This window comes from Kangiella sp. (assembly GCF_014762745.1).
Taxonomy (GTDB): Bacteria; Pseudomonadota; Gammaproteobacteria; order Enterobacterales; family Kangiellaceae; genus Kangiella.
On sequence record NZ_JABURJ010000027.1, the window covers coordinates 1 to 15186 of the forward strand.

Consider the following 15186-nt stretch of genomic DNA (forward strand, 5'->3'; position numbering starts at 1 on the left):
AAAATCGAACTTGGTATAGTTCATAACACCTCACTAGGTTAAATTAATTTGTCCAAGGCTTATTGCCCTAGGCGAAATATTGCTTGAGATATTCTTCAAAAGATAAGGAGTCGTTCTCCTCAATCTGCTTCTGCTTCTCAATTGACTGAGCCGCTTCACGCTCGAACAGAGCCTCAACCTCAGGGCTGATGTGCTCAGAAAGAAACTGCTGACGTGTTTTCTTGGAAAGATCCATGGTGTAACCAAAATAACCTTTACCATACGCCAACATATTATTGAGAAACTGACCCGACAACGTCTTATCCGGATCTTTGGCCATGTCAATGGCCTCACCAAGCGCTTGCGTATAAGCCCTGGTCTGGTTGCTCTTATCCAGTAACACTGCAACCGGGCGCATTTCCTCGAAAATGGCCAATGCTGCCTCATGTAATGGTACTGCCCGATTAAATTTCAACAGTCCAAGGTCAGGCTTGCGGCCGTAATAGACCGTACGACGGAAGTTTTCGTCGTTTTCAGCATTCTCACGATCCGATTGATTACAGCTCTCCTGCAATAGGCAAAAGAGCAAAAAGACGTCTAAAAAGTCAATTTGTGACTGACTTATACCAACTGGATCGAAAGGATTCAAGTCAAGTGACCTAACTTCCACATACTGAACCCCGCCCCTTTTCAGGGCCTGAGTCGGTCTTTCGCCAGGATTAATGACCCGTTTCGGACGGATTTTTGCGTAATATTCGTTCTCAATCTGTAATAGATTGGCATTCAACTGACGGTATTCACCATCCACCTTAACGCCCAACTCTTCGTAGAACTCGTCTTTAGTGCGAATAGCCCGCTCCAACTCCCCCACATACTCGTCTAAGTCATTGTGGCGAATAGAAAATTTCGATTGAGCATTATTCTGATAACCAAGGTCACTCATACGCAACGAAGTCGCATACTGACCATACAAACTGCCGTCACCATGGTCTTCCAGCAGCGAACCGCCCTTGCCCTTGGTGAAGGAGCGGCAAATTGCAGGCGAAGCGCCATATAAATAGGGCAACAACCAGCAATAACGTAAATAATTACGAATAAGTCCCAAATATTGATTAGAGATAAAATCTTTTAATGAGCTGCTATCTTGCTTGAACTCCTGGTATTTAGGCCAAAAATCCTCAGGAAGGGAAAAATTGTAGTGAACCCCGGCAATCACCTGCATGTATCGGCCATAGCGATAACCCAGCCCACGACGATAGATATGCTTCATCATCCCCACATTCGAGGTGCCGTAATTGGCCAAGGGCACATCCTCTTCCTTAGTCAAAATACACGGCATACTGCCTATCCATAGAATCTCATCATCCATGTGCTGGTAAATAAACTGGTGAATATCATGTAGCCATTGACGTGGCTGCAAGCGATCATTCGAAACCGGCGTGATCAGCTCAGGCAAAGCCTCAGAATAATCCGTTGTAATATACTCATTGGTCAGGGCAGAACCCCAAGACTTAGGATGAGGTTTGGTTGAAAGGTAACCATCCTCCGTGACACGCAAACTCTCTTTTTCAATGCCACGGTTTAAACGAGTCAAACAATCCGCCAACTCGCCTTCCACAAACGCCAAAGCGTCACGATCCAGTTTCGGGTCACGCATATAATAGATTCAGTGTGAATTGAGCAGCCAATACTATGCCACAGGGCAATCCTATTTTGAAGTTAAGTGTTTATGGTAAAAGGGGATAGTTAGTGTTGATGCCCCCGTAATCATTACTTATAGCTGTCATACCGCGGTGCCCAAGGGCACTCCCTTTGGTCGCACCAAGGGCACTTCCTTCGGTCGCTCACCGCGGACAAAATCGTCTGGAGCGATTTTGAATGGCGCAGCCAGCCCGTAGGGTGAAATACAAAGATGTATTTCATAATCCAGTGGCTTTATAGCTTTCCTCAGCGTTAAGTTTCGCCACTCGGCGAGTTCCTTTTTCTTAACGCCTAAGAAAAAGGAACCAAAAAGAACGGCGCCCCGAGATTGAGGTTTCGCAAGCGAAACTACCTTCGTCTCCACCAAGCCACTTAACACACCGCAAAATACGTTCCATCCGTGGCCCGAATTTTGCTATTCAAAACATCCTGTGTTGAATTGCTATGTCTTGGCTACTACTCAGCTCAATCTAAGGGGGGTAATTGGAGCAAGCCTGAAGTCAAATATCATTATCTGACCACTTTGCACTTCCTTATTAATGCACTAGTCCATTATTTCAATGACTTAATAAACAGTTTTAATAATACCCTTCGGCTAACCCCTGAAATATCCAGAAGATCGACACTTGTATTAAAAGGTGCATGATAATAAAGTCTTAGGAATAAATTCGTACAATAAAATGTTAGGCAATACAATTTATGAGCATCGAAGAAATTGAAAAGTTAGTGAGCTTGGTAGGGAGCTTCGGCGTTGGAGCAATCCTCGGCGGTGGAATTATATTTTATTTTATAAAGTCCTACATCCCAGCTTATCTATCCGAAAAAGGGAGAAATCTTGCTACAAAAGAAGATATCGGCACAATAACAGATGAGGTTGAATCTGTAAAATCAGGTTACGCAGAAATACTAGAAGAGGTTAAGGTTAGCAATCAAATTAAAATATCGGCAATTGAACGAGAGCAAGCAACTAAAAAAGAAGTATATATGGAGGCAGTGGAAGCTATTACTAAAAGCCAAAATATGGTGGCTAGTTTCTCCAATTTAAACATATCTGAAGAGCAAATAACTTCAGGATTCTCAGAGCAAGCAGGAAAAATTGCTAAAGTTCAGATTGTTGGCTCTAGAGAAACCGTTCAGGCGGTTACTGCGTTTATGGGTGAAATTGGCACAGCTACTCTAAATCTAATGCTTGAACGAATGGGGCTTGTTAACAGAAAGAATGAAATAAAAATTTTGGAGGACCTTAGAGATAAATACCAGAACGAAATTGATCGTTACATCGCAATAATGAAAAATATGGATTTGGCTGGTAATCAGGATCGCGGCACTTGGGAATATGTAAAAAAGAGTTTTGAATTTGAGCGTGAGCAGCGAGACAAACACAACCAAGAAATTGATGAGCTTTGGCGTATACAAAATAAAGAACATATTGAATACATAAGAAAATGCATGGCCGTATTCTTTGAAATATCTAATTTACTTCCTAATGCTGTTCTATCCGTCAGGAATGAACTTGGTCTCCAAATATCGAAGGAAGACTATTTGGATATATTTAATAGCAATATTGAAAAGGGAAAAGCTGTTTTTGACGAGTTTTTAGCAAAATTAGAGCCACAAAGTGCCTAACAAATTGCTCATGCTGACATTTTTCAAGATGGTGAAAACTAAGGGTTTTTGCCTACCTATTAGTTCTCTGACTCGGTTGGAATTACTGCCAATCTTCACATGTAACTAAATAGAACTTGAAAGACACTGGATACCGCGGTCAAGCCGCGGTATGACAATACCGAGAGCTCACCGTAAAATTAGAATTTTTCTTCCTAGACGCGGCGTATCAAGATTTTAAGAGGGGAGTTCACGTGTTTGTGAATGACCTGATTAAAATCTTGACACAACAAAGTATAGGAAGAAAAAGGCAATTTTACCCGATTGAAAGGCGAGCGTTGTAAAAGATCCGCTGCCAAGCCCCATCCTCTCTCCACTCATCCGGTCTCCAGGAGTTCTGCACGGTTCGTGCTACGCGCTCTGGGTGTGGCATCATGATGGTGACGCGGCCGTCGGTTGTAGTGAGGCCGGTGATGCCGAATGGTGAGCCGTTTGGATTGGCTGGATACGTATCTGCGATGTCGCCGTAGTTGTTGATGTAGCGCGCTGTGATTAAACCTGATTCGTTGACTTGTTTTGCCAGTTCTTCAGACTTGAATTCTGCGCGGCCTTCGCCATGTGAGACGGCGATTGGTAGGCGCGAGCCTTCCATGCCTGTCATGAATAGCGATGGTGATTTTGCCACTTCGACCATGGCGAAACGTGCTTCGAATTGCGCTGATTGATTGCGCACGAAGTGTGGCCAGTGGTCGGCGCCTGGGATCAGTTCTTTTAGGTTTGACATCATCTGGCAACCGTTACAGATGCCTAAGCTGAAAGTGTCTTGGCGGTTGAAGAAGGCTTCGAATTCGTCACGTGCACGTGAGTTGAAGAGAATCGATTTTGCCCAACCTTCACCTGCGCCGAGTACGTCACCGTAGGAGAAGCCACCACAGGCGACTGCGCCGATAAAGTTTTGCAAGCTGACGCGTCCTGATAGGATGTCGCTCATGTGAACGTCGATACATTCAAAGCCTGCCTTGGTCAATGCGGCTGCCATTTCGAGCTGGCTGTTGACACCCTGCTCTCTTAATACGGCTACGCGTGGGCGAGCACCCGTTGAGATTAACGGCTTGGCTATGTTTTCATCAACGTTGTATGTGGCGAATGGCTTGATACCTGGGTTATTCAGATCAAGCTTGCTATCGTATTCCTGTTGCGCACATTCTGGGTTATCACGCATGGCTTGCATACGGAAGGTCAGTTCTGACCAGATAGCTCGCAAGTCTTTCATGTCACGTGAGATAACATCATTACCATCTTTGGTGACGCTGAAGGTTTTGGTTTCTGCTGGCTCACCGATAAAGTGGGCGAATTCGCTGACCTTGTGTTCAGCCAAAATCGCTTCAACCTGCTCGCGCTTATCAGCTGGAACCTGCAACACGGCACCAAGTTCTTCGTTGAACAGAATTTCTTCCGCTGTGCCATTGAGTTCTGACAAATCAACGCTAACACCACAATTGCCAGCAAAGCCCATTTCAACCAGGGTTGCTAATAAACCACCATCTGAACGGTCATGGTAGGCATGAACCAGATCATTATGATTAAGCGCCTGAACGGCGTTAAAGAAATTACGTAAGTCATCGCTTGAATCAACATTGGCTGGCTCTGTACCGAGCAGCTTATAGACTTGCGTGAAAGCTGTTGCACCAAGGCGATTTTTGCCACGGCCCAAGTCTAATAACAACAACTCTGTTGCATCTTTGTCTGTGCGTAACTGAGGTGTCAAACTTTTGCGCACATCGGTCACTGGCGCGAACGCGGTGATAATCAATGACAGTGGCGCAGTAACACTTTTCTGTTCGCCATTGTCTTCCCACACAGTTTTCATCGACATTGAGTCTTTACCGACCGGGATGGTGATGCCTAATTCTGGGCACAACTGCATGCCTACTGCTTCAACTGCTTTATAAAGATTCACATCTTCGCCTGGTGCACCGGCAGCGGCCATCCAGTTGGCTGATAGACGAATCTTTTTGATGTCATCAATTTTCGCGGCGGCAATATTGGTCACAGCTTCACCAACCGCCATACGCGCTGAAGCTGCGCTATCCAGCAATGCAGCAGGAGTACGCTCGCCCATCGCCATGGCTTCGCCGGTGTAGCTATTATGAGTTGAGGTAGTTACCGCGCAATCGGCTACCGGAACCTGCCACGGGCCAACCATCTGGTCGCGCGACACCATACCGCCAACGGTACGGTCGCCAATGGTGATCAGGAAGGTTTTATCGGCTACTGCCGGCAAGGCCAGAATACGGTCAACCGCTTCGTTAATATCATCAATTTTTGGAAGGGCTGTTGATGGAGCTGCCAAGGTAGCAGCTTCACGATGCATTTTTGGTGGTTTGCCGAATAGAATATCCATTGGTAAATCAACTGGCTTGTTGTCAAAATGCTCATCGTTCAGCGCAAGATGCAACTCTTCTGTCGCTTCACCGACAACGGCAAATGGGCAGCGCTCACGGCCACAGATTTCTTCAAACTTGGCAAGATTGTCAGGAGAAACCGCCAGCACATAACGCTCCTGCGCTTCGTTACACCAGATTTCAACTGGCGCCATGCCTTTTTCAGCATTTGGCACACGGCGAAGTTCAAACTTACCGCCGCGCTCGCCATCATGTACTAATTCTGGAATCGCGTTCGACAAGCCGCCCGCGCCAACGTCATGAATAAATTCGATAGGGTTTTTCTCGCCCATTGCCCAGCAGCGATCGATCACTTCCTGACAACGACGCTCCATTTCTGGGTTGTCGCGCTGTACTGAAGCGAAATCCAGATCTTCCTGGCTTGAACCTGATGCCATGGACGAAGCAGCACCGCCGCCTAAACCAATCAACATCGCTGGGCCACCGAGGACAATCACTTTGTAACCCGGTTTAATTTCTTTTTTCTTAACATGCTGCTCACGGATGTTACCCATGCCGCCTGCGATCATGATTGGCTTGTGATAACCACGTACTTCTTTACCGTACTCAAAGTCGAACTCTTCTTCGAAAGTACGGAAATAACCGGTTACTGCCGGACGACCAAATTCATTATTGAAACTGGCGCCGCCAATTGGCCCTTCAAGCATAATGTCCAATGCAGTGACGATGCGCTCAGGCTTACCATAATCAGTCTCCCAAGGCTGAACATAACCCGGGACTTTCAGGTTTGAAACCGTAAAGCCGGTCAGGCCAACTTTCGGTTTGCCACCGATACCGGTTGCACCTTCGTCACGAATTTCACCACCGGAGCCAGTCGAGGCACCAGGATATGGAGAAATACAGGTTGGGTGGTTATGAGTTTCGACCTTACACAAAACGTGTACCGGCTCTAAATGATATTGGTATTCGTTGGTTTCCGCGTTGGCGAAGAAACGATGAGCCGTGAAGCCTTCGAAAACTGCCGCGTTATCTTTATAGGCAGATAAGACACCTTCAGAATTCACCTGGTAGGTGTTTTTAATCATCTTGAACAACGACATTTCTTTCTCGATGCCATCAATGGTCCAGGATGCGTTGAAAATTTTGTGGCGGCAATGCTCTGAATTGGCCTGCGCAAACATCATCAACTCTACATCCGATGGATTACGACCCAGCTTGGTAAAACTCTCAACCAGATAATCAATTTCGTCTTCCGCCAGAGCCAGACCAATGTCAGTGTTCGCTTTAACGAGTGCATCACGGCCACCACCTAAAATATCGACATGCGCTAATGGTTTCGGCTGATGTTGTTCAAAAAGAACTTCCGCCTGACTATGTTCAGTGAATACTGACTGCGTCATGCGGTCATGGATTAGGGGCTTAAGCTGCTCAATCACTTCGGCGCTCAGCTCGGCACCATCTTTAGTCTTGAAATAAACTGCGACGCCGCGCTCAATGCGTTCGATCTTATCCAGACTACAGTTTTGCGCGATATTGGTTGCTTTAGATGACCAGGGAGAAATGGTGCCTGGACGCGGAACGACGATCAGGCGCTGACCTGAATGCTCGCTGGCAGGTCGGCTTGGTCCATATTCCAATAATCGTTCAAGAATTTTCAGTTCATCGTCACTCAACTCATTGCTGGTATCAATGTAGTGAACATATTCACCATAAATATCAACAACTTGAGTGCTAACTGCTGAAGATTCTTTGAGTAAATGTGCTTTTTGGAAATTAGAAAAGGCCGGGTTACCGCGTAATATGAGCATACCAATCTCGACTGTAAATCTGGAGGAATTGCGAAAGAGCGCAAATTTTACTCTAAATGGCTGTTATTGATAAGTCCTAAAGGGGAAATTGAATGCTTTAATTTGCACTTTTTAGCTTATTGCCGTCATAATGTTGGCAAACAACCGCTGAGATTATAATTTCCTAAATGAATCAAGGCCTTACAATTAAGTTATACGGTTTTGCGCTATTTGTACTGTCAGTTTTATTGCTGACAGGCTGCACCGAAGAACCCAAAAACCAGCTGGAACGCGTTCAGCAACAGGGTTATATCAAAGTCTATACTCGTATCTCGCCAACCACCATGTATGTCGGTGAAGAAGGGTTCAGTGGCTTTGAGTATGACCTGGTTAAACTATTTGCCGATGAGCTTGGCGTACGCGTGCAAATAGTCACTGAAAATGATATTGCAAAAATTCTTCGTGAAGTGGCCAATGGCCGTGCTGACTTTGCTGCTGCTGGCTTAACAGTTACTCAGCAACGGGAAGAGTATCTACGTTTTGGCCCGCCCTATCAGGAAATCACCAGTAAACTGATTTACAAGCAAGGCAACGATCGTCCCCGCGACTTCAGTCAGGTTGATAAAAACCTGACCGTAGTTGCCAACAGCTCCCATTCGGAGCAACTGTTAAAAGCTCAGCAGGATTACCCTGAATTAAGCTGGACCGAGCGCTCCGACCTTACGCCTCAGGATTTGCTGGATGGCGTGCTTGAAGGCACTATCGATTACACCATAGTGGATTCCAATGAACTGCAACTTGCGCGCCAGGTTCAGCCTGAGCTGGCGGTTGCTTTTAGCGTGTCTGAACCGGAACAGCTGGCCTGGGCTTTTCCCAAAGATACTGACAACAGTCTATATATCAAAGCGATTGAATTTTTCTCAAAAATTCGTGGTGACGGCACTCTGGCCTATCTGACAGAACGTTACTATGGTCACCTATCCAAGTTCGACTATGTTGGCAATCGCGAATTTCTACGGGCCATTGAAAGCAAGCTGGATAAGTATCGCCCCTATTTCTATGAAGCCGCTGCTGGTGATCTAGATTGGCGTCTATTAGCGGCCATGGGCTATCAGGAGTCACACTGGGAGCCTCATGCTCGTTCACCAACTGGCGTTCGTGGTCTGATGATGCTGACCCTGAATACGGCAAAACAGCTTGGCGTAAAAAATCGGCTGGATGCTGAGCAAAGTATTTTAGGTGGTGCCGACTATCTGCGTCTGGTGAAAAAGAAAATTCCGGATCGTATCGAAGAGCCGGATCGAACCTGGTTTGCTCTGGCAGCCTACAATGTTGGTTATGGTCACCTTGAAGATGCACGTCGACTGGCGGAAGCTGATGGCGCCAATCCAGATAAGTGGCTGGATGTAAAAGAGTATTTACCACTATTACGCCAAAAAAAGTGGTACTCGAGAACACGCTATGGCTATGCGCGTGGCGATGAGCCAGTCAAATATGTCAATAACATCCGTATGTATTATCAGGTGCTGAAACAGGTTGCAGAGCCAAAAGCAGGTGGTTCGGAGCTTGTTGATCCTGAAACAGAATCCATGCAAGAGGACGAGATTGGAACCAATAATCAGGCTAGCGAAAACATTCTGGGAACTGACCAAGAACCTGCTGAGGAAGCTACAGAGAACTGAAAAAATAAGTTTCCTCTGCAATACTAAAAAGGCTGATGTATATATCAGCCTTTTTTATGCCTGAATCTAACCCAACAAGCTTACCCAATGACATGATTACTTGGTATCTCTTGGCGCAACCCTTAAAACTTCATCAATAGTGGTCACACCGGCAGCAACTTTGTAGGCACCGCTTACTCTCAATAGATTCATGCCATCGGCAATGCCCTGCTTCCTCAATTGCCGAATTTGTGCCCCTTCATAAACCAGAGTTTTAAGATCGTCAGTAACTTTTAACAGCTCATAAATACCCTGTCGGCCCTGATAGCCAGTGTGTCGACAACGATCACACCCGACCGGATGATATATTTTTTCAGGCATTGGGACTTTCTGGTTTTCTCCAACCATGGCTTTCCACGCAAGTGGATCGGTCGAAACTTCCTCTTTGCAATATTTACACAAAGTCCTAACCAGACGCTGCGCCATCACCCCAAGCATGGTGGCATTCAGCAAGTATGGTTCAACACCAATTTCAATTAAACGAGTCATCGCCGAAGGCGCGTCATTGGTGTGCAGCGTTGATATCACCAGGTGTCCAGTCAATGCTGCCTGCACTGCCATTTGCGCGGTTTCTTTATCACGAATCTCACCGATCATGATGATGTCGGGATCCTGACGCAATAATGCACGAACACCCGCTGCAAAATCTAAATCAATGTCATGGTGAACCTGCATCTGGTTGAGATTCGGGTCAACCATTTCTATCGGGTCTTCAATAGTACAGATATTGACTTCTGGAGTGGCAAGCAACTTTAGCGAAGTATAAAGCGTGGTGGTTTTTCCTGAGCCGGTTGGTCCGGTCAATAACACAATCCCTGTTGGCTGACTGATCATATCCCGCCAGGTCGCTTCAGTTTCAGGCTCTAAACCAAGCTCATCAAAATTGCGCGTCAGAACCGTTGGGTCAAAAATACGACCAACAAACTTTTCTCCAAAGGCAGTAGGAAGCGTTGATAGTCGCAACTCAATTTCAGAGCCGTCGGGACTTTTGGTTTTAACGCGGCCATCAAGCGGTTTACGCCGCTCCGCCAGATCCATACGTCCCAGAATTTTCAGGCGTGAAATTACCGCATGGGTAATCGAAATAGGTAACTCATATACCTTATGCAGCACACCATCAATGCGGAAACGAATACGCCCCACTTCCCTTCTTGGTTCAATGTGAATATCACTGGCGCGCTCTTTAAAGGCATACTGTAGAAGCCAATCAACAATCTGCACAATATGCTGATCATTGGCATCGGCTTCTTCAGCTCCTTTAAGTTCAATCAGCTGCTCTAGATTGGTTACCGTATTATCCTTTTGCAGCTTAATATCATTGGCTCCTTTTACAGAAGCCGAAAGCAGGTAGAATTCTTTTTGATAGCGTTTAATCAGTGCCGGATTGCCCATCACCGGGACAATCTTCATACGCAAAACCTGCTCAAGGCTTTCACGCCACGACAGATCTTCTGGGTACATCACAGCGACCTTAACTACTTCTGCATCTTTATCAACATGAATGACCAGAATATTATGGCGTTGCGCATAGGCCAGCGACATCACACGAGTGACCCCGTCCACATCAATTTTCAGTGGATCAATTTTTTCATAAGGTAATTTATACAGCTTTGCCACAAACTGAGTCAGCAGTTCCTCATCAATTATGCTTCGATGATCATCGTGACGGGTTAAAGAAAGATCGGCTACCTGCTCAATAGGGTGAAGCTTCGGATTAACTTGTCGCAAGTGAATTCGCGATGCCTGAAATTGCTCCTCAGAAATCCAGTTTGCTTTTTTTAATAAGTCCAATAATTGAAAAGAGGATAAGGTTGCTGACATGATGCCAAGATTATTGCTGTAGGATTCACTCAGGTTAAACCAAACCACTGAATTTTCCAAATATTCAGCTTCATTCAGGCATAAAAAATGGGGCCAAAGCCCCATTTTTAACTTTCCTGATTCAATTAGAACTTCATTCTAACCGATAGATAGCTGAAGCTACCTTCAGGATCATACACAGACGGATCATAACCATTCAAAGAACAGCTATAACAGACTGGAGGGTGAGCATTGAAGGCATTATTGATACCTAAAGTAAACTCCATATCGACTCCACCAACATCAGAAGCGTAACTCACCTGAATGTCGCTGTAAGTTGTTGCGTCCAGCTCATTAGTTGATAACGACTCGTCAGCATTGTTTGGATTAGAACAAAGGCCTAATGCAGTTAAGCTATCAGGCGTTCCATCAAGGAAGTCACTACAGGACTCGATCAAGCTATCAACATGACGAACTGTCCAGTTTACAGCCCATTCATCAAGACTCCAGCCCATATTAATAGAAGACTTCCACTCAGGAATGCCAGAGTCATTACGCTCTTTACCAGCTAAATCAATACGCTGTCCCAACGACTCTTCGATATATTCACTGACAAAAGTGTTAGTCCAGTTAACGGTCAATCGTCCCCAGTCATACTGAGGGCTAGAATAGTTAATACCTATATCATAACCAGAAGTTTCGATAGCTCCGATATTAACCAAGCGGTTATTGAACCCGTTGATTGTACCGTCTGAAGCACGGCTAATACCGTCACAATATTGAGGTTCAAGCGTGGTAACGCACAGGTCAATTTGAGCCTGAGCATCGATAGCCTCAATTGCACCTTCTAACTCATGCTTATAATAAGTGCCCTTAATATCAAAAGTGTTCATCCAGTCAATACTGTCGACCCAGCCAGGACTGTACACAAAGCCAAATGTTGTGCTATCAGAGGTTTCAGGTCGCAGATCAATATTACCGCCTGTTGTTACTGAAATCTGACTGTTAAACTGCTCATATGTCTCAGGGACACCTAGTGCACGACAGTTATCCTCATATTGAGTACCAACATAGTCACTACAGCGATCTGCTAACTCAGCATCGAATCGTGAACCGCTGGCATATAACTCACCGATACTTGGCGCACGGAAACCTTCAGATACTGAACCACGCAATAAGAACTCGTCAGTGACTCTCCACAACAAACCAAGCTTAGTGGTGTCGTTTGAACCGAATGTTGAATAGTCAGAGTTTCTGAATGCCAATGTTGCCGTCAACTCTTCGGCGGCCGCCATGTCAGCAAGCAATGGAACTTTAAACTCTGCGTAGTACTCATCAACTTCATATGAACCACTGGTAGGTGAAGAAGGTACGCCATTACTATCCCCTGCCACGACAATCGCATCAGGCTGATAGAAACCGCTGTACTCACGCGACTCAATACCGGCAGCAAAAGAGAAGTAACCTGCAGGCATTTCAAATAAATCCCCTGAAATGTTAGCAGATAATGTATCTATGACGTTTTCACTTTGGTCAGTTAAAGTGGGCTGGATATAATCTAGCATCTCTTGCGTAATTGTGCCGGAGCCATCGCCCTGACCACCAAAAATATTCAGTGGCACACAACCTTCTAGCGCCTGACAATCAGCCAAAGGCCCTAAGGCATTTTTAATATGGCGAATGTTGTAGCTGCCGTAAGTGGTTTGCTTGGCTTCATTCTTGCCGTGAGTGTAGTTGATATCCCAGAAATAACTATTGTCGCCCGCAGCAAAATCTCCATTCAGGCCAAAACCGACATAAACAGTATCCACATTCTGCTTGAAGATACGAGGACCACCTTCAATAGGACGTCGTCCGATAAAAATCAGGTTACTCTCATCTAAAGTAACCCCAAATGGGTTGTAAGGGTTGGTTTCATGAACTCCGACAGTATCTGCTAAACCGCCAGTACCGGCTCCCGGCCCAAGGAACATTGGCTCTGGAGCTGCTCGGTTTACTGACTCACGATTATTAAATAGAGCTTTGGTATAAAAGTTAACATTATCCGAGATCTGGTAATCTGCTTGCCCAAAAATTGATGTGCGCTTGCTCGGGGTCACATAGAGGTTATATTCAGCGTAGTTATAACGGTCATTATTACCAAAAACATGGAAGTCATCACCAGAACCACCAGGATTGTTCGGATCATAGGTTGGTATACCTGTTACTCCATTGTTAATAGTTAAGTCATTAACATCTGGATTTCCATCATTGTCGTTATCTTGGCCAAAGAACACAAAACGGCCTTGAGGTGTGCCCGAACTACCGCGAGTTAAACCTGTGTTAGGTTTTGGTAATGCAGAAAGCTCACGCTCGATTGAGTCAACCGCCTCTTGATCGTAATGGCTAAGACTGAAGAATACACGGTGTTTGTCACCGCTGGCCCCAAAAGCCAAGTCGAATTGTGATGTTTCACCATCACCTTCATCATACATGCCTTGATAGGCATTAAACTCCATACCCTCAAAATCTTTACGGGTAATAATGTTAACAACACCAGCAATTGCATCGGAACCGTAAATTGATGAAGCACCGTCTTCAAGGATTTCGATCCGATCAATTATGCTGATTGGGATAGTATTCAAGTCTACTGAGTTAGCAACACCGGATGCAGAGGATCCGTTAACCCAACGAATACCATCAACTAATACAAGCGTACGCTTTGCCTTCATATGGCGTAACGAAACTTCAGCTGCACCAGCACCAACACCACCACCATCTGGCGGAAAGCCAAAGTTACCACTACTGTTGAATCGTGTATTTAGAGCAGAACCTGCTGTCGGCAAGCGAGCGAGGATATCACCCACCGTCTTAGCTCCTGTTGTTTCGAGATAGTCCCTGTCCAGTACATTGACTGGATTGGCACCTTCAGCTTGTGCCTGACGAATACGAGAACCTGTTACAACAATGCTCTCCGCTTCTTCCTCTTCTGCCGCCAAAACAGCATTATTAAAGCTCACCGCAGAAAGAACCGCAGCGGCAATCATCAGCTTTTTGGCAGGCGGGAAAATAGATTTTTTATCCATTTTTAAACCCCGTTATTGTTAGTTAGTTTATGTTTATTAATTACTTAGCTATAGGACGGTTAGCCTTCTAAAAGGCATGCCGCGAACCGTTATAGCTTAAAACTTAACCAATAACAACAGGCTCTTTAGATAAATGTGAAATAACAGGGTTTCAGCTATAGAAGTCCGAGCACTTGCTTGCTGTTGCGTGTTGTGACAGTAGCGATCTCATGAGCTGACTCCTCTCTCAACTCAACTAAGCTATTGAAATTTTGGAATATATTAAGAGGAGTATTATGATCTTTAGTGTAATTATAAGGCTTCATATCCGGCGCATCAGTTTCCAGAACAACATCAGATAAAGGCAATTCAGCCGCCAGCGAGCGTAATTTCACCGCTCTTGGGTACGTCATTGCACCACCAAAGCCAAACTTAAAGCCCAAATCTCGATAGCGTTTAGCCTGCTCTAAACTGCCATTAAATGCATGGACAATACCGCCATGTTCAAAGTGTAAAGTTTTCAAGTAAAGCAGGATATCTTCGTGCGATTTTCGCACATGGAGAATAACAGGCAGCTTCGCAGATTTGGCAATTTCAATCTGTGCTTTAAACAAAGAGATTTGGGTTTTGCGGTCAGCGTCCTTTTCATAATAATCCAGACCAATCTCACCAATGGCTGAAAGATTATTAACCGTCACAGCCAATTCAAGATCATGCAGATGTTGTTTTCTGTGCTCTTTAAGAAACATTGGGTGCAGCCCAAGCGCCACATGGACGTCAGGTCGCAGTGCAGCCAGTTGGCGAAGAAACCGCCACTTATCCTGAGTGACACCCGGAATCAAGACGCCCTCGATCCCAACCTTGTGCATTTTATTGAGAATGGCATCCCGGTCTTTATCAAAAACCGGGAAGTCTAGATGACAATGACTGTCGAAAAGTTTAATTTCAGGTTCTTTGTGCTTTGGTTTGAACATCCTATATTCTCTACCCTTTCCATCGGAGCACAGGATAAACGTCGACTGACCTAGTGCTCGCGCGTTTCAAAGAATCGAACATCTGGCCAACGCTCAATGGCTAAGTTCAGATTAACCATGGTCGGTGCTAAATACGTCCAGTTGTCCCCTCCATCCAGAGCCAGGTTATC

Annotated in this window: 7 protein-coding genes; 2 read left to right on the plus strand and 5 right to left on the minus strand. The window is 45.4% G+C overall.

The genetic code is table 11. From position 1 onward, the window contains the following. Nucleotides 1-67: 67 nt before the first annotated feature. The gene (gshA, locus tag HUJ19_RS01530; protein WP_290621815.1) at nt 68-1636 is read right to left on the minus strand and encodes a glutamate--cysteine ligase; all 1569 of its coding nucleotides are present in this window, start codon (nt 1634-1636) and stop codon (nt 68-70) included. A 743-nt stretch (nt 1637-2379) separates the two neighbouring features. On the opposite strand from gshA, the gene HUJ19_RS01535 reads away from it, so the two are divergent. Continuing rightward, entirely contained in the window at nt 2380-3306 is a 927-nt protein-coding gene (locus tag HUJ19_RS01535; protein ID WP_290621816.1) for a hypothetical protein, read from the plus strand. A gap of 295 nt (nt 3307-3601) precedes the next feature. Here HUJ19_RS01535 and purL read toward each other — a convergent pair whose 3' ends face one another. Further along, nucleotides 3602-7498, minus strand: coding sequence for a phosphoribosylformylglycinamidine synthase (purL, locus tag HUJ19_RS01540; RefSeq protein WP_290621817.1), 3897 nt, complete (start codon nt 7496-7498; stop codon nt 3602-3604). A gap of 167 nt (nt 7499-7665) precedes the next feature. On the opposite strand from purL, the gene mltF reads away from it, so the two are divergent. Next, the gene (gene mltF, locus HUJ19_RS01545; RefSeq protein ID WP_290621818.1) at nt 7666-9159 is read left to right on the plus strand and encodes a membrane-bound lytic murein transglycosylase MltF; all 1494 of its coding nucleotides are present in this window, start codon (nt 7666-7668) and stop codon (nt 9157-9159) included. Nucleotides 9160-9255: 96 nt separating this feature from the next. Here mltF and HUJ19_RS01550 read toward each other — a convergent pair whose 3' ends face one another. From HUJ19_RS01550 to HUJ19_RS01560, 3 genes are all read right to left on the minus strand, one after another. Beyond that, nucleotides 9256-11019 carry a GspE/PulE family protein gene (locus HUJ19_RS01550; RefSeq protein WP_367273949.1) on the minus strand — a complete coding sequence of 588 codons (1764 nt, stop codon included), beginning with the start codon at nt 11017-11019 and terminating at the stop codon, nt 9256-9258. Nucleotides 11020-11144: 125 nt separating this feature from the next. Further along, a complete protein-coding gene (locus HUJ19_RS01555) occupies nt 11145-14063 on the minus strand; it encodes a TonB-dependent siderophore receptor (protein ID WP_290621820.1) in 2919 nt (972 codons plus the stop codon). A gap of 155 nt (nt 14064-14218) precedes the next feature. Continuing rightward, complete coding sequence (locus HUJ19_RS01560) at nt 14219-15016, minus strand: TatD family hydrolase (RefSeq protein ID WP_290621821.1); 798 nt, start codon at nt 15014-15016, stop codon at nt 14219-14221. Between the last annotated feature and the right edge of the window lie 170 nt (nt 15017-15186).

What these genes read in the sequence shown, in the direction of transcription:
- gshA (WP_290621815.1), bottom strand. Translation starts at nt 1,636, where the DNA reads ATGCGTGACCCGAAACTGGATCGTGACGCTTTGGCGTTTGTGGAAGGC.
- HUJ19_RS01535 (WP_290621816.1), top strand. Translation starts at nt 2,380, where the DNA reads ATGAGCATCGAAGAAATTGAAAAGTTAGTGAGCTTGGTAGGGAGCTTC.
- purL (WP_290621817.1), bottom strand. Translation starts at nt 7,498, where the DNA reads ATGCTCATATTACGCGGTAACCCGGCCTTTTCTAATTTCCAAAAAGCA.
- mltF (WP_290621818.1), top strand. Translation starts at nt 7,666, where the DNA reads ATGAATCAAGGCCTTACAATTAAGTTATACGGTTTTGCGCTATTTGTA.
- HUJ19_RS01550 (WP_367273949.1), bottom strand. Translation starts at nt 11,019, where the DNA reads ATGTCAGCAACCTTATCCTCTTTTCAATTATTGGACTTATTAAAAAAA.
- HUJ19_RS01555 (WP_290621820.1), bottom strand. Translation starts at nt 14,063, where the DNA reads ATGGATAAAAAATCTATTTTCCCGCCTGCCAAAAAGCTGATGATTGCC.
- HUJ19_RS01560 (WP_290621821.1), bottom strand. Translation starts at nt 15,016, where the DNA reads ATGTTCAAACCAAAGCACAAAGAACCTGAAATTAAACTTTTCGACAGT.